Below are 19,534 nucleotides of genomic sequence, written 5' to 3'. Positions count from 1 at the left end.
AAAAAACGCTGCAATTGCAGCGTTTTTTTATTCGCTTTATTGTAAGTCGACCGTAATAAACTGTGATGTGACCACGCCAGCGGAGCTTGTTATTTCAATCGTTAAGTTCGCGGTAGTTGCATCATCACCTTCAGCGAGCGTATTTTTTAGCGTAAAGCCTATCGTATCGCCGCCAAATACATTCTTACTCTTTGCACTTGAGATAGTAATATTAGTATCTAAGTCAGTTTGACTAATTGGGTTTGGTGTTCCATTGGTATTACCTACCGTAAAACTTGTTTGACCAACTAGCTCGCCAACATCGGTATTTACGCTGACAGTACTACCTTGGGGTAAGGTTTGTAATGCAGTGTCAGCAAAGCTTAGCGAATAAGATTGGCTAGCACCGCGTGCAATGGGTGTTCTAAATATACTTACGTTATCACGATTACTCGCGACTATAGTTTCGCTAAATTCACCGGGTGTGGTTTCCACTGTTTCATATAATGACCAATAGCTATTGCCACTTGCCATAATCAGTACCAATGACTTACGCACATTAATTAAGCTTTTTGTTGAGCACAAATCGCCAGAACATTGTGGGCCGTTAAACATACCATCAGCGCTGGCAAAGGTTTTATTATTATCAAAGTCGATAAAAGTTTCGCCTTGGTCGTATTGGTCGTTTTCGTTGTCATCGCGCCACGCTTCCGACATATCGATAAAACCTGAAGGTAAATATTCAGCACGACCAAACCCGCTTGATACTTTTTCGTTTTCTACGGCACTACCATCTTGATTATCAAATAGGTTATTACCATTGGTATCAAAAAAGGTTTCATGGCCAATCGCGGTAGCCAGAATGGTAGATCTGTGGTTAAACACGCGAGGGTTGCTACTTTGCCAAGTAACTGAACATGAACCATTGGTAGTTTGACAGCTTGGCTCTATTTGACCGCCTTCAGTGGTAAAGTTCACTGTAGTGCCATCGGGCACGGGGTTATTGAAACTGTCTGCTAGCCATGCAGTAATCTCACTTGTTACGCCATTTGTATTGTGACTTTCAGGGTTAAGAATTTCTGCGGATAAAGAAATACTGTTTTGGTCGGCAAGACCGGTATTCACCGAGAGCAAATCAGATTGACTGATAATCTCGACGCTTTCGCTTGCATCGTTAGTCGTTGTGGCACTTGCGGTAACGCGAACCGGTGTTGGCACAGTACCCGAGATTACTTTGGTACTCACTTCACCTTGTGAGTTAGTAATTGCGGAAGTAGGAGAAATTTCTAGACCGCCAACATCGGTACTTGCACTAAAATTAACTAACTGTTGAGCCAGTAAATTACCCTGTTTGCCTTTCACGCGGAAAGTGATGGTTGAAATTTCTTGTTTGCCTACGCCACCAGTACCTTTAATCACGATTGACGTCGGATCTGCTGATACAAATTCAATGGCGCCGAGTGCTTCGCCAGAGAGGTTTACATCTTGCGTTAAAATAATGTTTTCGCCGTTTACGGTAACACTTGCAATGATTTGATCTTGATTACCATTGGCCCCAGCGCAGTTTATATCTTTGTACGTTGAATTAGCTTCACCGTTTATTGTGAGAACCTGCTGGTCAATGCTAGCTGTGCCATTAATTACACAGCTGGAGCTAAAATTAACAGCTGTTGGCGTAGTGATTACTTGCTGGTTCTCGTCTACTAATACTAGTGATAGGCCGAGAGTACCGCCAGCCGCTAAATCTACCGAGCCATCGCCTTGGCGCGCAACGCTCAGTTTCAATTGGTTAGCAACAAAATTGCCATTGCTATCAAAGTAACCCGCTTGTACAACCGGTGTATCAATATCATCGGCACTTAATACTTGATAGTTTATTTGTGAACTTACGCTATTAGTTTCATCAATTTGGTACGTTGCTACGGCTGTGGCCGCGCCGATAGGACTGTCGGAAGCGAGCGTTAGCTGTACACTGGCATTACCATTTGCGTCGGTTAACCAAGATGCGGCATTAAGTTCACCAATCTCAGCAGAAAAACTAATCGGTACTTGGCTAATTGGGTTGTTGAGGTTGTCGAGCAAATTGGCTTTAAGCGTAATAACTTCGCCTTGCTTAGCGTTGTTTACCGCTAAATCGCCAACTAAGCTGGTAAGTGTTACAACAGGAAGAAGCGTTGTTTGACTAGTGTCACGTAAAAACTCAAAGCTTGTGCTAGCGCTCGCATCTTGCGATGTTGCTGTGATGTCAGCTGCGCCAATATCAGAAGGGGTACTGCTGAGTAATACTTGCGCAATGCCATCAACATTGGTTAATTTACTACTTGGCGACAATGTGCCTAGCGCGGTTTCAAAACTAACACTGGTATTGCTTATGGCTTCGCTATTTTTACTTAGAAAAGCCTGTACACAAAATGTTGACCCAGCAACGAGAGAAGGTGTGGTAAGCGCTTGGCAGTTTTCATCAAGTACCGAAAGCGTCAATAGCGTTGGCGCATTTGGGTCTGGCGGTGTCACTTCATCGTTTTTACCCGATGAGCCATTACATGCTGCAAGCGCAGATGCAGTGAGTAAAATACCAAGTTGCCTTATTGTTCTCATGCTTATCCTTAACCGTTGCTGTTTGTTTTGTTAGTGCGTGATTACTTGTTTTAAACACTGAAAAATTTCACGATAAGCTTTAGCTGGCTTATTTGCTTCTTTTTCTTTTTTTGCTTGGCGTGTTAATTGACGTAATCGCTGTCTATCAAGTTCGGGATACTCTGATACTAACTCATTGATCTTATTGTCGCCAACTTCAATTAACTCATCGCGAATATGTTCAAGTTTATGAAACAACACATTGCCTTGCGCATGCTTGTTTTTCAGAATATCTACCGCTTTGGTGATCTCTTCAATATTTGCTGCTAAGCGTAAACATTTTGCAATGTAGTTTAAATGTCTGCGGTAAGCTTCTGTTTTCTCTTTAAGGCGATCTGCAAGCTCCATCGCTTCAATCAATTCATCATTTAAAGGAATTGTTTTACGTTGCTTTTTGCTTAGTCCAGCAATATCGGCACCAAGTCCATGTAACTCTTTGGCATCACGTTTAAGTTCTGCACGTGATACGTAAATAATTTCTTCCTCTGGCGTATCGAAATCAACTTTGTTCTTTTTGGCCATGGTTTCTCCACAAATTAGTAATGTCACGCATTGTTAGTCTGTTTTGAGTGAATCTACCCAAGTCTAATTGCGTAATTTCTTTATATTATACGTGAAAAATCTGTTTCGATGCTCTGCCTTATGACGGTATTTTTGATATGCTTAAAAAAATATTTAAATTTAAACTCATTTTCCTATGCAAGCAGACTCTAACGATCCAATTTTTCAGCGCCTTAATGAAGTTAAGCAAGCGGTGAGCGAAGCGCTCGATTACGCAAAACAGTTAGGCGCAAGCTCTGCTGAAGCGGCAATGTCGAGTACCTCAGGTTTATCTGTTTCAACCCGTTTAGGCGAACTTGAAACGATTGAATATAACCAAGACGGTGCCCTTGGCATTAGTGTTTATGTAGGAAATAAAAAAGGCTCAGCGTCAACCGCAGATTTAAGCCCTGAGGCGTTAAAAACAGTTGTATCGAAAGCAGTTGAGATTGCTAAATATACTTCAGAAGATCCATGTAATGGCATCGCTGATAAAGAGTTACTTGACTTTGCCCCGCAAGACCTTGATTTGTATCACCCATGGCAAGTAACTGCTGAACAAGGAATTGACTTGTGCAAACAAGCTGAAGCGGCGGCAATGCAGTTTGATAGTCGTATTAGTAATTCAGATGGCGCTAGTTTTTCTAGCCACAATGGTCTGCGTGTATATGGCAATAGCTATGGTCAATTAGTGGGATTTCCGCGCAGTCGTCATAGCATTAGCTGTATGGTGATTGGCGAAGAAAATGGCATTATGCAACGCGATTCAGCGTATACCATCGCACGTAAACAAGAAGGGTTAAGTAGCGCTGAAAGTGTTGGTATTGAAGCGGCACAAGAAACAATCGCACGTTTAAATTGTCGCCGTATACCAACGGGTAAGTATCCGGTTGTGTTTCGCGCTGATATCGCCAGCTCGCTATTTGGTCATTTAGTTTCAGCCATTGGTGGTGGTGCACTTTATCGCAAATCGAGTTTCTTGCTTGATAGCTTAGGTAGCCAAGTGTTTAGCGATAAAGTGAATATTCAAGAGCGTCCGCATATTTTAGGTGGTTTAGCATCTTCTGCTGTAGACAGTGAAGGGGTAAAAACCATAGATCGTGAAATCATTAAAGGTGGTGAGTTACAAACTTACTTATTAGCAAGTTATGCATCACGCAAACTTGGTATGCAGGCAACAGGTCATGCTGGTGGTATTCACAACTGGTTAGTAGAAGCCTCGCATCAAGACTTAAAAAATGTGCTTAATGAAATGGGCACAGGTTTGTTAGTAACTGAAGTTATGGGTCAAGGTGTTAATATTGTTACCGGCGACTATTCACGCGGTGCAGCTGGCTTTTGGGTAGAGAATGGTGAAATTCAATACCCGGTAAGTGAAGTTACCATTGCCGGAAACCTAAAAGATATGTTCTTAAAAGTGGCGGCAATTGGCGGTGATGTTGATGTGCGCGGCAGCATTCAAACAGGCTCAATTTTGATTGAGAGTATGTCTATTGCCGGTGAGTAGTCGGCCTTAATTACGACACCTTACCAATATTGCTCCACGGTAATATTTCCAGGCTTTGCGCGGCGATTTCGCGTAAAGCCTAAATCTAATAGTAATTGCGTTGTTTCTTTGACCATTTCTGGATTTCCACAAAGCATAAATTGACTGTTTTGTGGCGTTGGCGTTATTTTAACATGGCTAAACAACTCACCTGAGGTTATCGCATTAGTAATGCGACCTTGCAGCCCATTGGGCCACTTCTCTTGACTGATAACGGGCACAAACGTCAGTGGATGATTGCTACACAGATCGCAAATTTGCTGCTGATAAACCAAGTCTGTGTGTTTACGTACCCCGTGAACAAGCACAACATGTTTATACTTTTGCCAAATCGCATCATCACCTAGCATAGATAAAAAAGGCCCAATCGCCGTGCCTGTTGCTAATAGCCATAATGTGTCAGATTCTGGCACCTCATCTAACGTAAAAAAACCAGAGGCTTGCTCAGCGATTTGCAATGTATCCCCTTTTTTTAAATCAGAAAGCGGTGGTGAAAGTAATCCGTCTTCCACAGTAACCAGTAAAAACTCATGAAGGTTGTTGTTTGATGGGGTATTGACGAAAGAATATGCACGGGAGATTTTTTTATCTTCAATTGTCATTGCAAGTTTAGTAAATTGCCCTGCTTTATAACTTGGTAATGATGCAGACACGGTTAAACTAAATAGCTTGTCGTTCCACCACTTGATATGAGTAACTTGTCCATCAATCCAATTTGCCATAATTTGCTCTCAACGTTTATTTGGGGCTACTTTAACTGTGGCAGCTGCGCTGAGAATTTCAATCTAGTGGAAAGAATTTTATTGAGGAAATAGTATGTTAGGTGAAGTGGCAGCGTTAGCTGCGGCTTTTTTTTGGGCTTTAGCAAGCCTGCTGTATGGTCGCTTTAGTCATCACTTTAGTGCTTTGCAGCTTAATTTTGTTAAAGGTGTTATTGCTGCATCATTAATGTTGCTTACGCTGCCTTTACTGCCAAATGTGGAATTTTCTTTATCGCCTGAGCATATAGGGATTTTGTTATTTTCAGGTGTGATAGGTATTGCTATTGGTGATAGTGCTTATTTTGCATCATTAAAGCGCATAGGCGTAAATAAAACTCTCTTGCTTGAATCAATAGCTCCGCCACTTTCCGGTATTTTAGCGGTATTAATACTTGGTAGCTTATTAACTTGGCAGAGTTGGTTAGGAGTGTTAGTAACGACCTTTGCGGTAGCCTTAGTGGTGATGCAGCCTGAAACCCATACCCAAAAAGTGAATGCCGCTGGCATAGGGTTTGGTTTATTAGCCAGTGTTTGCCAAGCCTCGGGCGTGGTGATTTCTCATTATGCCCTTGTCGCTGGCGATATTGAGCCGTTACTAGGAGCAGTGCTTAGACTACTTGCAGGTGTGGGCGTGCTGCTCTTAACCCTTGTACTGATTAAACGACAACAGCTAGCCCAGCTAGTTACAGGTTTTTCAAAAATGGCGCAGCGTGAGTTTGTATTACTGTTACTTGCCATTGTGGTGGGGACCTTCTTAACACTTTGGTTGCAGCAAATTGCACTTAAATATGCGAATCCGGCTGTAGCGCAAACGTTAATTGCCACATCGCCTTTATTTATTTTGTTGTTTTCAATTTTAAAAGGGCAAATTCCTTCTGGAAAAACGCTGTTTGGCACTGTGCTTGCGGTTGGCGGGATTTCGTTGTTTTTTATTTTCCGGTAATTGGTATGAAAACAAATGCTGTGAAGAAGGGATATAAATAAAAAAGGTGGCATGGCCACCTTTTTCTAGCGTTAATAAATAAACCGCCGTTTATTTGTTTGTAGTCTCAAGAGGCGTAAAGATCGCATTATTTTCAATCATTTGTTGCGTACGATCTTGTGGCATTTTAAGAGGCTCACCAACAACTTGTTTAGCGGTTGTTGATGTCTTTGGTGCATAGTTTGTTGCAATTGGCGGGCAGCTGCCTCGTTCGATGTGGTAAAGCGCAGCTGATAGCATGCCTTCTGAAATATCACCGAGTGGACGAGTTAAGTCATCACTTACCGTACAGCCACGCACTTCGTTTTGGAAGTTAGGATTTTGCTTAGGGATTAGTCCATCAGAGTACTCACCAAAACCTTTATCATTTACACCGCTAAACTGAATTGTGAAATAGGTTGTGCTGCAATTATCGGTTGCCTCAAAGCCATAAGGCTTACCACAGGTTTGACCGCCAATTAGTACAACATCGAGATCAATCCCTTTTAAACCATTAATTAATGCCTCACTGGCAGAGCAGGTCGACGCACTTGATAAAACGTATACTTTATTAAGTCCAACGGTTGGTAGATCTGTATTGGTTAAGATGCCTTTTTGCCAATCGATCTTTTTGTCATAGAATTGGATCGGGGTATCGGGCTCTGCTTTACCATTGTTGTCTGCGTCCCATTTGCCATTGTACTTAAGCGTATAATAATCTCGGTTTTGCGTATTCACATCACCGGCAATCATATAAGCCAGCTGTGAAGAAAGCGCGAGCAAACCACCGCCGTTGTATCTTAAATCAACTACCAACTCGCTAACATTTTGGTTCCTAAACTGGGTAAACTTGTTGATTAAATCATCTTGTGCGTCGCTGATATTAAATGTATCGAATTGAATATAGCCAACAGTTTTACCTGCGTGGACAAAGGTATTGGTCGCTTTAACAGGCGAAAGATCATAACTGCCAGATGTAACTGTAATGGTTCTTTCTGCGCCAAATACATCTTTTACTGTGATGTCATGGCTTTGACCATTATTTGTCGGAAACAAACCGGCATTAAGCGTTTCAACATCATTGCCATTTAAGAAATCAGCACCATCCACTTTGATGATCTGATCGCCACGTATAAAGCCCGCTGTATCTGCAGGTGAACCTGGTTCGATAGTTGCCACATACAATGTGCGTGGAAGCGTGAAACGACCTTCTGCATCGAGGTTACGCGCTTGCCAGCGAATGCCATATCCTGAAGATGCACTGCCTTGCGTGCGTTTACGGTACTCAGCGGTATCTTGTGCGAAGTGAAAATTATCTTTATCTGCACCTGAACTGGTTTTGGCAAACGTTTTAAGTACCTCGAAATAAGCCAGTGGTGTACTGTAATTGGCAGGATCGACATCTTCCACTTCATCGAACCAGAGGTAAGATTCATGATTCCAAGAACGTAACCACATTTTTTCATCTGTGAGTGTACCAGCGCGATCTTTATATACTTCATTGGTATAAGGATCAGACCCCGTACGAACAACGGCACATTTATTCGCAAATATCTCTTTTGCTTTAAATTCACCGGCAACCCATGAATTATCGCCGCTACCAATATCATTATCTGAGTCTGAGTCCCCATTACAGGCTACTAACATTGACATTGATAACGCTAAGGTAATTCCTTTTTGCAATTTGCTGAACTTCATAAATATTTCCTTAAATAAGATCGCAATTTATCGTAACAAAATATCAGAGGGTCAAAATAACAACAACTGTTTACAGTTAAAGTTTGTAAAAGCACGATCTGTTATGCGTATGCTTATTTTCTTAAACCATAAATATTCGATCGCTTTTTGTGCAAAAAGTTTCAATGCTAGGCTAGTAAAGGCCTGATCTAAGATCTCCCTCCACATTTTTCCACTAAATTCATTAACTTTGCTCTAGCCCTTATCAATAAAGGGCTAGCGAGAAAAATATTATTGTTACAATTCTTGACAAATACCTGTGTCAAGCCCTAGACTCTAACGTTGTGGAGAAAAGTGGTAAAAAATGGATCTCAGTGGATCGGCACTAATAACAAAATGGGAACGCTTACATGTTTCGTGGCGCACATGCAATTAACCTCGACGATAAAGGACGCTTGGCAATACCAACCAAGTTTCGTGCTTTATTACAGGCAGATTGCGAAGGCCAGTTAGTGTGCACGATTGACTTAAAAGATCCCTGTCTTTTGTTGTATCCGCTAAGTGAATGGCAAGAAGTTGAGCAAAAACTGAGTCAGTTATCGAATATGGTTGAAGCGGAACGCCGCGTTAAACGTATTTTACTTGGTAGTGCGATGGAATGTCAGCTTGATAAAAACGGCAGAATTTTATTGTCATCTCCACTTCGAGCACATGCAGGGCTCAATAAAAAATTAATGTTAGTTGGTCAACTCAATAAGTTTGAGCTTTGGGATGAAGATACTTGGAATGAAAAATTACAACAAGATATCGCCCAAGAACAGCAAAAAGATCTGACCGTTAGCGAACGACTACAAGATTTCAATTTTTAATAATAGGCGCCCTATGTCTCAAAGCCAACAGCATATTTCCGTGTTACTCGACGAAACGATCGAGGCTTTAGATATTAAGCCAAACGGTATTTACATCGATGGTACCTTTGGTCGTGGCGGTCATTCGGGTGAAATTTTAAAACGCCTAGGTGAGCAAGGGCGACTAGTTGCGATAGATCGCGACCCAACGGCAATTGAAGCGGCGAAAAAATTTGCCGATGATGCGCGTTTTCAGATTGTGCATGATCGCTTTTCAAATATCCGCCAGGTAGCTGAAAACCTCAATTTGTTAAATCAGGTTGATGGTATTTTGCTAGATATTGGTGTTTCAAGTCCGCAGCTTGATGAAGCAGACCGTGGTTTTAGCTTTATGCATGATGGTCCACTGGATATGCGTATGGACCCGAGTTCTGGCCGCAGTGCAGCGCAGTGGTTGGCAGAAGCGGAACTCGAAGACATCACTTTTGTTATTAAGAAATATGGCGAAGAAAAATTTGGCCGCCGTATTGCGACCAAAATTATTGAAACGCGCGATGAGCATCCAATCACAACGACTAAGCAATTAGCAAAGTTAGTTGATGAAGCAGTACCAGTAAAAGATAAGCACAAGCACCCAGCAACGCGTACGTTTCAGGCAATTCGAATTTATATCAACAGTGAGCTTGAAGAAATCACCACAGCATTACAAGGCTCGCTTGATGTACTCAAGCAAGATGGCCGTTTAGCGGTAATTTCGTTCCATTCACTCGAAGATCGCATTGTTAAGCAATTTATTAAAAAGCAAAGCAAAGGCGAAGCAGTACCGCGAGGCCTTCCGCTTACTGATGAACAGTTAAAACAAAACCTAACGTTAAAAGCGATAGGTAAGGCTATTAAACCGAGCGAGCAAGAAATAGCTCGCAATAGCCGTGCGCGCAGCTCCGTACTTAGGATCGCTAAGAGGTTGTAGTGGCTAGTAAAAATAATACACGTCAGCCAAACCTGTTTATCGAGATCACTAAGGGACTTTTTAGGGAGAAAGTCACTTTGGGGCTGCTTTTTTCTATTTTTGCTTCGGCATTTGCCGTAGTGATGGTTACCGATGCATCACGTGCGGAAGTGATCAAACAAGACACGTTGTTACAACAAAAAGATGAATTAGATTTGGCGTGGGGCTACTTGGTTGTAGAAAGTGAATTCTACGCACAGCATGCCCGAGTTGAAGATATCGCCAAGAAAAAACTTGATATGAAACGACCAGAACGCAAGGATGAAAAGCTGGTGGTGTTACCATGAAACGACATAGTACTAAACCAAAACAAGGCAGCTTAATCCGCTGGCGATACTTATTGGTATGTGCCACGATTTTTGCCGTATTTGCAACTCTGGTTGCACGTGCCGCTTATATTCAGGTTATCGAACCTGATTTTGCCGTGTCTGAAAATGATAAACGCACGGTACGCGTAGAAAAGGTTAATGTACAGCGTGGTTTAATTTTAGATCGCCATGGTAACGAACTGGCGATTAGCGTACCGGTAGTAAGTGTTTATGGTGACCCAAAACAACTTGATAAGGCCTTAACAGCCAAGGTTTATAGTCTTGCGCGCAAGCATGCGAGAGAAAATCAGCTTGATATTAAACAAGCGGTCAAAGCATTAGATAGTGATCCCGCACGCGTCGCAAAAGAAAAAATTGAAATCTTTAACAGCGATTCACGCTGGCAGGATCTCGCTGAAGTATTACGCCTGCAAAAGCCGTTAATTGATGGAAAACTAACAAGCGACAATACTCGTCGCTTTGTGTATTTAAAACGTCAGGTGACTCCGCCAGTAGCACGCTATATTTCAGAATTGAAATTGCCAGGAATTTACTTACTCGACGAATCAAAACGCTTCTACCCAGCGGGTGAAGTCACTGCCCACGTACTTGGCTTTACTAACATCGATGGTGAAGGCATCGAAGGCATAGAAAAACTCTATAATGAAGCGTTAACAGGTGAAGCGGGTAAACGTACCATTCGCAAAGACGCACAAGGTCGAGAAATTGAAATTCTTGATGAACGCGCGCGTATTGAACCTGAAAATATCCAACTGAGCATTGATCAGCGCATTCAATCACTGGCTTATCGTTCTTTAAAATCAGCGGTGCTGAGTTATAAAGCAACATCGGGTAGCGCTATGGTTGTTGATGTAACGACCGGTGAAGTTTTGGCGATGGTGAATAGCCCGTCGTTCAATCCAAATAATTTAAAAGATGCGGCGCCACATAAACGCCGTAACCGCGCAATTACCGACCTATTTGAGCCAGGCTCAACGTTAAAGCCTATTTCAGTTTTAGCTGGACTAGAATATGGCACCATCGATTTTGATACCGTGATAAAAACCAAAGGGTGGATGCGTGTTGGCGGTAGTATTGTTACTGACGGTAAGAACAATGGTCCAATGGATCTGCGTACAATATTGCAAAAATCGTCAAATGTGGGTGTATCAAAAATAGCGCAAACTATGCCTAAGCAAGACTTTATCGGTTTCTTCCAACGTTTAGGGTTTGGCGAGGAAACTGGCACAGGTATGGTTGGTGAAAGTGATGGCTTATTTACACCGCACGGCCGTTGGTCTGATTTTGAGGTGGCAACATTAGCATATGGCTACCGAATTTCAGTAAGTACTGCGCAAATGGCACGTGCTTATGCAGCTATCGGTTCTGGTGGTATTAACCGTCCGCTGACGATTTTAAAACAAGAAGGCAAAGTACACGGTGAACGTGTGTTTGAAGAGCGTAATGCTTTTGCTGTACTAGAAATGATGGAAAGCGTTTTTGAGCGAGGCGGAACTGCTACACGTGTAAAACTAGATGGTTATCGCGTTGGTGGCAAAACAGGTACTTCGAAAAAAGCTGCATTTGGCGGTTATGGTGATGAATATGTCGGTTACTTCGCAGGTATTGCGCCAGTATCTGATCCGCGTTTAGCGGTTGTTGTTATGATCAATGAACCGGGCGGTGACGTTTATTATGGTGGTGATGTTGCCGGCCCTGCGTTTTCTGAAATTATGTCGGGATCGCTGCGAATCTTAAATGTTGCACCAGATCTTGAAGCTGTCGCGCAACTAAATCAACGGCGGGACTATGTTACCTATTGATCGCGCATTGCTCGCAATAGGTGAACCTAGCTGCGGCATTGAAACACATAAACTGACTTTAGACAGCCGGGCCATAGCGCCCGGTACTGCGTTTATTGCGATTAAAGGTCATCAACTCGATGGTTCACGTTTTATCGATAACGCTTTGGCGGCTGGCGCTGCGCTAGTGCTTGTTGATAGCGAATGTCAATATCAACCAAATCGAGCGAATGTATACGTTATTGATGACTTAGCGAACAAACTGAGCGTTTTTGCGAGTGCTTTTTATGGCGAGCCGAGTACACAATTTAAATTAGTTGGCGTTACAGGCACTAATGGGAAATCCACCGTAACGAGCATGATCGCAAATCTGGCCAGTGCATCCGAGCAAAAAACAGGTGTTATTGGCACACTTGGCTGGGGTCAAACCGAAAAGCTTACGCCACTGGCTAACACCACGCCTTCAGCCATTGACCTACAAGATTTATTTTGGCAAATGCGCGACTATGAATTAGTGGCAATGGAAGTGTCGTCTCATGGTTTAGTGCAACAGCGAGTGGCGCATAGTGCATTTGATATTGCGGTGTTTACTAATTTAAGTCGTGATCATCTTGATTATCATGGCACTATGCTCGCGTATGGCGAGGCAAAATTATCACTACTAACCAATTTCTCAACTAAATGTAATGTCGTTAATTTTGACGATGCGCAAGTAAAGCAATGGCTCGTAGAAGGTCGTATTCCAAATCCAGTTCTATTTGGTGAAAACCTGCCAACCGATATTAGCTATCCGTTTGTCTCATTTGATAATGCAAAGTATTCAAAACAAGGCTTATGTTGTGATATTCGCTCGAGCTGGGGAAGCCAAAAAGTTACTGTACCTTTGTTTGGTAAGTTTAATTTATATAACTTAACCGCAGCACTCGCGACATTACTGAATTTAACATATGACTTTAATTGGTTAATTGATAAAATTGACCAATTAGATGCGGTAGTCGGAAGAATGCAAGCTTTCAGCGCAGATAATAAACCTACCTGTATTGTCGATTATGCCCATACACCAGATGCCCTTGAACAAGCATTGATTGCATTGTCGGAACATGTTGGCAGCAATATCACGTGTGTGTTTGGCTGTGGTGGTGACAGAGACAAAGGTAAACGCCCACTTATGGCGCAAATAGCTGAAAAGTATGCAAATAAAGTAATAGTTACTAATGATAATCCGCGTACAGAGGATGAAAAAGCAATTACCGCAGACATTTTAGCTGGATTTGCAGCTGCTGAACGAGCTGTGGTTGAGCATGATCGCTATCAAGCTATCGCGCATGCGATTGCTACCACCTCTGCTGATGGCATTGTGTTAATTGCTGGCAAAGGCCACGAAGACTACCAAATAATAGGCACTAGCACGCTGCACTTTAGTGACAGCTTAGTTGCACAGCAGATTTTAAAAGGGGAAAGCGCATGATTACGGCTGATCTAAACTGGATTGCAGACGTCTTAGGTGTGTCATACCGCGGCGAAAATGTAGCATTTTCAACAATTGTAACCGATTCAAGAAAATTACAAGCAGGCGAAGTGTTTTTAGCACTTAAAGGACCAAACTTTGATGGCCATAAATTTGCCCAAACAGCACAAGAATTAGGTGCTAAAGCGCTGATTGTTGAAGTAGAACAAGATGTCGATATCCCTCAGTTTATCGTTGAAAACTCTCGTCTTGCATTAGGTAAATTAGGCGCCGCTGTGATGGCTAAAGTAAGTCCTAAAACTGTTGCGATGACGGGAAGTGTAGGTAAAACCACAGTTAAAGAAATGACCGCGGCGATTTTATCGCAGCTTGGTGAAGTACTGGCGACCGATGGCAATTTTAATAACGATATTGGTGTACCACTTACGCTGTTGCGATTAGAAGAAAAGCACCAGTATGCGGTGATTGAATTAGGTGCAAATCACCTAGGTGAAATTGCCTATACCACTGATTTAGTAAAACCGCATGTAGCGGCGATTACCAATGTGGCGGAAGCGCATTTAGAAGGTTTTGGCGATCTATTTGGTGTCGCGCGTGCAAAAGGCGAAATTTTCTTAGGCTTACCTGAAAACGGAGTGGCAGTGGTAAATGCCGATAGTGAGTTTATTGACTATTGGTTAGCACGCCTTGAAGACAAACAGGTAACTCAATTCTCAGCCACACAGCACAAAGATATTTGGGCTGAAAACATAATATTAGATGATTTTGGTCGTGCAAGCTTTGACCTTGTTTATAAAGGTGAAGCGGTACGAGTTGATTTGCCGATCCCAGGTTCACACAATGTCACTAACAGTTTAGTCGCTTCAGCGCTGGTACTTCCGCTGGGCGTTAGTTTAAAACAAGTCGCTTCGGGCTTAAGTAATATGCCGCAGGTAAAAGGGCGCGTGAATATTATTGAGGTCTCGCAAAAGCTAACTCTTATCGATGATAGCTACAATGCTAATCCAGGTTCGGTTCGTGCAGCAATTGACCTACTAAGCGGCATTAATGGCAAAAAAATACTGGTTTTAGGTGATATGGCTGAACTTGGTGAAGATGCACGTGTCTACCACCAAGAAGTAGGTGAATACGCCAGAGACAAAGGCATAGACCATGTATATACATTAGGTGTGCTTAGTCAATCGGCGAGTGATGTATTTGAACAACCTGGCCGCCACTTCTCAACCCGCGAAAAACTTGTCGATGCGTTAAAGCAGGCGTTACTTAACGATGCAGCTAGCGGCAATGAACGTACAACAATTTTGATAAAGGGTTCGCGTAGTTCTCGAATGGAACTACTTGTAGACGAGCTCAATAATAAGAAAGGTGAACAGTCATGTTAATGTGGTTGGCTGAATATTTAACACAATTTTACTCAGGCTTTAACGTTTTTTCGTACTTAACGTTTCGCTCTATTCTAGGTGTGTTAACCGCACTTATGCTGTCGCTTTATTTTGGTCCAAAATTGATTCGTCGTTTGCAGCTAATGCAAATTGGCCAAACTGTACGTGATGACGGTCCAGAATCGCATTTATCTAAATCAGGCACGCCAACAATGGGCGGCATTTTGATTTTAGGTTCTATTTTTGCCAGCACATTGTTATGGGCTGACCTAAGCAACCGTTATGTATTAGTCACATTATTTGTTATCGGCTCACTTGGTGTAGTGGGTTTTATTGATGACTACCGTAAAGTAGTACGCAAAAACACTGATGGCCTGATTGCACGTTGGAAATACTTTTGGCAGTCGGTAATTGCTTTAACTGCCGGTGCATTTTTATTTTACAGTGCTGCGTTACCACAAGAAACTGCGCTTGTTGTACCTTTCTTTAAAGAAGTAATGCCACAGCTTGGCTTGTTTTACATTGTAATGGCTTACTTTGTAATTGTTGGTACATCAAACGCCGTTAACTTAACAGATGGATTAGACGGACTAGCTATTGTACCGACGATTTTAGTTGCGGGTGCATTTGCATTTATTGCGTACGTAACCAGTAACGTTAATTTTGCTAACTACCTACATATTCCTTATATCCCAGAAGCGAGTGAACTAGTTGTTCTTTGTACTGCGATTGTGGGGGCGGGTTTAGGTTTCTTATGGTTTAACACATACCCTGCGCAAGTATTTATGGGCGATGTAGGTTCGCTTGCGCTAGGTGGTGCACTTGGCATTATCGCGGTATTAGTACGACAAGAATTGGTACTCGTGATTATGGGTGGTGTTTTTGTAATGGAAGCACTATCGGTTATTTTGCAGGTGGGCTCATACAAGTTACGCGGCCAACGTATATTTCGCATGGCACCCATACACCATCACTATGAATTAAAAGGTTGGCCAGAGCCACGCGTTATTGTGCGTTTTTGGATTATTTCGGTGGTTTTAGTTTTAGCCGGTTTAGCAACATTAAAGCTGAGATAAATGAATTATTTAGACGAACTTAAAAACAAAAAAATTATTGTGCTTGGGCTGGGTGTATCCGGTCTGAGCACAATGCGTTTTTTCGCTCGTAAAAATATTGCGTTTAGCGTTGTGGATAGTCGTGACTTGCCACCTAACGCTGATATTGCTACACAGCTTGCGACAGATACACATTTTGGTGCCCTTAATGATACGTTGTTTAAAAACGTTGATTTAATCGTTATTAGCCCAGGTATTGCGCTTTTTAACATGTATATACAAGATGCAATAACCCGTGGTGTAGAAGTGATTGGCGATGTTGAGCTATTTGCTCGGATTAATACCAAAGCTGTGTATGCGGTAACAGGCTCTAATGGCAAGTCGTCTGTGGTTACACTAACGCGCGATGTCTTAAAGCAAGCGGGTTATAAAGTGGCGCTTGCGGGCAACATTGGTACACCGGTACTGGATGTTATTGACCAAGATTACGATTGCTATGTATTGGAGCTATCGAGCTTTCAATTAGAGACAACGCATTCGTTAGTGTGTGAAGCAAGTTGCGTGCTAAATATTAGTGAAGATCATATGGATCGTTACGACAGCCTTGGTGATTATGCTTACGCTAAACAGCGCATTCATTTACACAGTAAACATGTGGTTGTTAATTTTGATGATGCATTAACTCATTGTGAACAAACTCCAGGTGTTAGTTTTGGTGCGCAACAAGGTGATTACACGATTTCGCAGCAATACTTTAATGTACACGGCAAACAAATGTTGAGTACTGACGAGCTAAAAGTGATTGGATTACACAACCAATTTAACGCGCTCGCAGTTATGGCGCTGTTAGAAAATCTTAAACTGCCAGTTGATGTGTTTAAAACGGCGTTTAATCAGTTTTCGGGGCTTGCTCATCGCTGCCAATTAGTATGTGAAGATAACGGCGTACTTTATGTTAATGACTCCAAAGCGACGAATGTTGGTGCAACACAAGCTGCATTAACAAGCTTAGCTAAAGGTAAAAATATTATTTTATTAGCGGGCGGTGTTGGCAAAGGTGCTGATTTTTCACCATTAAAAGTTGATATTGAAACGACCGTTAAACAGCTTATAACCTTTGGTAAAGATAAAGCTCAGATAGCAGCGTTATGTGAAAACGCAATCCAGACAAATTCACTTGAAGATGCTGTATTACAGGCAAAGGCTATCGCTGTTTCGGGTGATATCGTATTACTTGCGCCTGCGTGCGCGAGTTTTGATATGTTTAACAGCTTTGAACATCGTGGCGATGTATTTGTTGAGTTGGTTAACAAGGCGGTGAAATCATGAAGGTGCTTGAGTTTTTAAAAGCGCAATTTCATGTGCGCTCAAATACACTTTACGATATTCCTCTTATTTATTGCATGGTTATTTTGATTGGTGTTGGTTTTATTATGGTTACCAGCGCGTCGATGCCTACTGCAATTCGTATGTTTGATAACCCTTTCCATTTTACCATTCGCCACGTGGTGTATTTAGTGTTGAGTATGAGTTTGTTGATGATCTCAACCAGCTTACCGATGAGTTTTTGGAAAAAGGCCAATTTACCGCTGTTGCTGGCAGGTGTACCTATGTTAATCGCGGTATTGGTTATTGGTCGTGAAGTAAATGGTTCAACGCGCTGGATTGGTTTAGGGCCGATTAATATTCAAGTATCTGAAGTTGCTAAGTTATTTTTCTTTTGTTATCTCGCTGGTTACTTGGTTCGCAAAAAATCTGAAGTGCAAGAAAACTTAAAAGGCTTTATTAAACCACTAGCTGTATTTACGGTTTATGCATTTTTGATTTTGATGCAACCCGATTTAGGTACGGTAGTAGTAATGTTTGTTACAACTGTGGGTTTGCTGTTCTTAGCGGGCGCACGTTTGTGGCAATTCTTTGCTTTGATGATGGCAGGTGTTGGCTTAGTGGTATTGCTGATCGCCAGTTCACCTTATCGTCGTGCACGTATTACTGGCTTTATGGATCCTTGGGATGACCCGTTTGGTAAGGGTTATCAATTGGTTCAGTCGTTAATGGCATACAGCCGCGGTGATTGGTTTGGCCAAGGGTTAGGTAATAGTGTGCAAAAACTACAATATCTGCCTGAAGCGCATACCGACTTTATTTTTGCGATTTTAGCCGAAGAGACCGGATTTATCGGCGTATTTAGCGTTTTAACTGTGTTATTTGTGCTGATTTTTAGAGCGCTAAATATTGGCTTTAATGCCCTTAAAGCTGGCAAAGACTACGAAGGTTATTTGGCGCTAGGTATCGCAATTTGGTTCGCCTTTCAAAGTATGGTTAACGTTGGGGCAAGTGCGGGTATTTTACCTACCAAAGGTCTGACTTTGCCGTTCGTATCGTATGGTGGTTCAAGTTTATTAGTAATGACGGTTGCAGCCGGCATTTTATTGCGTGTTGATTTTGAGGTGAAAATGGCGACGAAACAAGCCACTGTAAGAGGGCGAAAATCATGAGTAAGAAAATAATGATCGTCGCTGGTGGCACAGGGGGGCATATTTTCCCCGGGATCGCCGTAGCAAATTATCTGCAAGAGCAAGGTTGGCAAGTAGTGTGGTTAGGCACGTCCGATCGAATGGAAGCGGATGTTGTACCGCGTCACGGCATTGATATTCGCTTCATTGATGTCAAAGGGGTGCGCGGTAATGGCATTATGCGTTTGCTAAAAGCGCCTTTTATGGTGGCTAAAGCGATATTGCAAGCACGTAAAGTGATGAAACAAGAAAAGCCAAATGTATTACTTGGCATGGGTGGTTATGTAACTGGACCTGCTGGTGTAGCGGCAAAGTTACTAGGTATTCCGGTGCTAATTCATGAGCAAAATGCGGTTGCAGGCCTTAGCAACAAGTTGCTTGCCAAAATTGCAAATCAAGTGATGGCGGCGTTTCCTTCGGCATTTGATAGTGCAAAATGCAAAATCATTGGTAATCCCGTTCGCAGCAGTGTTGCAACAGCTCAAGTAGAGAAAGACAGCGAATGCTGCAATATTTTGGTGGTTGGCGGCTCGTTAGGTGCAAAAGTATTTAATGATCAATTACCTGATGTGTTTAAAACGCTGGCAAAAGAAAGTAAATTGGCTATTTTCCATCAAACTGGCAAAGGTCACTTGGCGGAAGTAACCAAACGTTATGAAAAAATGGCGCTTAACGCACAGGTGAACGAATTTATTCATGATATGGATAAAGCTTATGCGTGGGCAGATATTGTTGTATGTCGCGCAGGCGCGTTAACGGTTAGCGAAGTTGCTGCCGCGGGGAAAATGGCTGTATTTGTGCCATTTCCATATGCTGTTGATGATCACCAAACTGCAAACGCCAATTACCTTGTAGCGCAACAAGCTGCGTTACTTATTCAGCAAAAAGATATGACGCAAGACGACCTGGTTGCCTTGCTAAAACCTTATGTTCAAGATAAGTCACGGGTATTAAAAATGGCTGAAAAAGCAAAAGCGGCAGCCAAATTAGATGCAACACGCGATGTTGCAAATTTATGTATCGAATTTAGTAAGTAAGAGTAGAA

Annotated in this window: 16 protein-coding genes; 12 read left to right on the top strand and 4 right to left on the bottom strand. The window is 42.3% G+C overall.

Annotated features, from left to right (window positions below):
• Positions 1 to 36 precede the first annotated feature (36 nt).
• Both AC2IOM_RS02725 and yjgA read right to left on the bottom strand, forming a co-directional pair.
• Positions 37 to 2,577, bottom strand: a complete 2,541-nt coding sequence (locus AC2IOM_RS02725; RefSeq protein WP_486359055.1) for an Ig-like domain-containing protein — start codon at positions 2,575 to 2,577, stop codon at positions 37 to 39.
• 30 nt (positions 2,578 to 2,607) lie between these two features.
• Positions 2,608 to 3,138, bottom strand: a complete 531-nt coding sequence (gene yjgA, locus AC2IOM_RS02720; protein WP_010561182.1) for a ribosome biogenesis factor YjgA — start codon at positions 3,136 to 3,138, stop codon at positions 2,608 to 2,610.
• Between the two features lie 175 nt (positions 3,139 to 3,313).
• On the opposite strand from yjgA, the gene pmbA reads away from it, so the two are divergent.
• Positions 3,314 to 4,663 (top strand): metalloprotease PmbA, encoded by a 1,350-nt coding sequence (gene pmbA, locus AC2IOM_RS02715; protein WP_486359054.1) that lies wholly within the window; start codon positions 3,314 to 3,316, stop codon positions 4,661 to 4,663.
• 20 nt (positions 4,664 to 4,683) lie between these two features.
• On the opposite strand, the gene AC2IOM_RS02710 is transcribed toward pmbA, so the two are convergent.
• The gene (locus AC2IOM_RS02710; protein WP_486359053.1) at positions 4,684 to 5,424 is read right to left on the bottom strand and encodes a ferredoxin--NADP reductase; all 741 of its coding nucleotides are present in this window, start codon (positions 5,422 to 5,424) and stop codon (positions 4,684 to 4,686) included.
• 94 nt (positions 5,425 to 5,518) lie between these two features.
• On the opposite strand from AC2IOM_RS02710, the gene AC2IOM_RS02705 reads away from it, so the two are divergent.
• Entirely contained in the window at positions 5,519 to 6,406 is an 888-nt protein-coding gene (locus AC2IOM_RS02705; RefSeq protein ID WP_486359052.1) for a DMT family transporter, read from the top strand.
• 90 nt (positions 6,407 to 6,496) lie between these two features.
• Here the strand turns inward: AC2IOM_RS02705 and AC2IOM_RS02700 are convergent, their stop codons facing one another.
• Positions 6,497 to 8,122 carry a S41 family peptidase gene (locus AC2IOM_RS02700; RefSeq protein ID WP_486359051.1) on the bottom strand — a complete coding sequence of 542 codons (1,626 nt, stop codon included), beginning with the start codon at positions 8,120 to 8,122 and terminating at the stop codon, positions 6,497 to 6,499.
• A gap of 389 nt (positions 8,123 to 8,511) precedes the next feature.
• On the opposite strand from AC2IOM_RS02700, the gene mraZ reads away from it, so the two are divergent.
• Genes mraZ through murG form a run of 10 tightly spaced genes read left to right on the top strand, consistent with a single transcriptional unit; the run spans position 8,512 to position 19,526 of the window.
• A complete protein-coding gene (gene mraZ / locus AC2IOM_RS02695; protein ID WP_010561177.1) occupies positions 8,512 to 8,970 on the top strand; it encodes a division/cell wall cluster transcriptional repressor MraZ in 459 nt (152 codons plus the stop codon).
• A 13-nt stretch (positions 8,971 to 8,983) separates the two neighbouring features.
• A complete protein-coding gene (rsmH, locus tag AC2IOM_RS02690) occupies positions 8,984 to 9,919 on the top strand; it encodes a 16S rRNA (cytosine(1402)-N(4))-methyltransferase RsmH (RefSeq protein ID WP_054978926.1) in 936 nt (311 codons plus the stop codon).
• Positions 9,919 to 10,245: a cell division protein FtsL gene (gene ftsL, locus AC2IOM_RS02685; RefSeq protein WP_040641515.1), complete on the top strand. Its 327-nt coding sequence runs from the start codon at positions 9,919 to 9,921 to the stop codon at positions 10,243 to 10,245. Before rsmH ends, ftsL begins: the two co-directional genes overlap by 1 nt.
• Positions 10,242 to 12,089: a peptidoglycan D,D-transpeptidase FtsI family protein gene (locus tag AC2IOM_RS02680; protein WP_486359050.1), complete on the top strand. Its 1,848-nt coding sequence runs from the start codon at positions 10,242 to 10,244 to the stop codon at positions 12,087 to 12,089. The genes ftsL and AC2IOM_RS02680 overlap by 4 nt, the downstream gene beginning before the upstream one ends.
• Positions 12,076 to 13,536 carry a UDP-N-acetylmuramoyl-L-alanyl-D-glutamate--2,6-diaminopimelate ligase gene (locus AC2IOM_RS02675; RefSeq protein ID WP_486359049.1) on the top strand — a complete coding sequence of 487 codons (1,461 nt, stop codon included), beginning with the start codon at positions 12,076 to 12,078 and terminating at the stop codon, positions 13,534 to 13,536. Before AC2IOM_RS02680 ends, AC2IOM_RS02675 begins: the two co-directional genes overlap by 14 nt.
• A complete protein-coding gene (locus AC2IOM_RS02670; protein ID WP_100912533.1) occupies positions 13,533 to 14,918 on the top strand; it encodes a UDP-N-acetylmuramoyl-tripeptide--D-alanyl-D-alanine ligase in 1,386 nt (461 codons plus the stop codon). Before AC2IOM_RS02675 ends, AC2IOM_RS02670 begins: the two co-directional genes overlap by 4 nt.
• The gene (mraY, locus tag AC2IOM_RS02665; protein ID WP_010561171.1) at positions 14,912 to 15,994 is read left to right on the top strand and encodes a phospho-N-acetylmuramoyl-pentapeptide-transferase; all 1,083 of its coding nucleotides are present in this window, start codon (positions 14,912 to 14,914) and stop codon (positions 15,992 to 15,994) included. Before AC2IOM_RS02670 ends, mraY begins: the two co-directional genes overlap by 7 nt.
• Positions 15,995 to 17,302: a UDP-N-acetylmuramoyl-L-alanine--D-glutamate ligase gene (gene murD, locus AC2IOM_RS02660; RefSeq protein ID WP_486359048.1), complete on the top strand. Its 1,308-nt coding sequence runs from the start codon at positions 15,995 to 15,997 to the stop codon at positions 17,300 to 17,302.
• Positions 17,299 to 18,471 carry a cell division protein FtsW gene (gene ftsW, locus AC2IOM_RS02655; protein WP_336434382.1) on the top strand — a complete coding sequence of 391 codons (1,173 nt, stop codon included), beginning with the start codon at positions 17,299 to 17,301 and terminating at the stop codon, positions 18,469 to 18,471. The genes murD and ftsW overlap by 4 nt, the downstream gene beginning before the upstream one ends.
• Positions 18,468 to 19,526 (top strand): undecaprenyldiphospho-muramoylpentapeptide beta-N-acetylglucosaminyltransferase, encoded by a 1,059-nt coding sequence (gene murG, locus AC2IOM_RS02650; protein ID WP_486359047.1) that lies wholly within the window; start codon positions 18,468 to 18,470, stop codon positions 19,524 to 19,526. Before ftsW ends, murG begins: the two co-directional genes overlap by 4 nt.
• The last annotated feature ends 8 nt before the right edge of the window (positions 19,527 to 19,534 follow it).

The sequence above is a fragment of the Pseudoalteromonas sp. NS-SX12 genome (assembly GCF_057367955.1).
The sequence above is the reverse complement of the archived record's forward strand: the minus strand, read 5'-3'. Positions and strand labels throughout refer to the sequence as shown.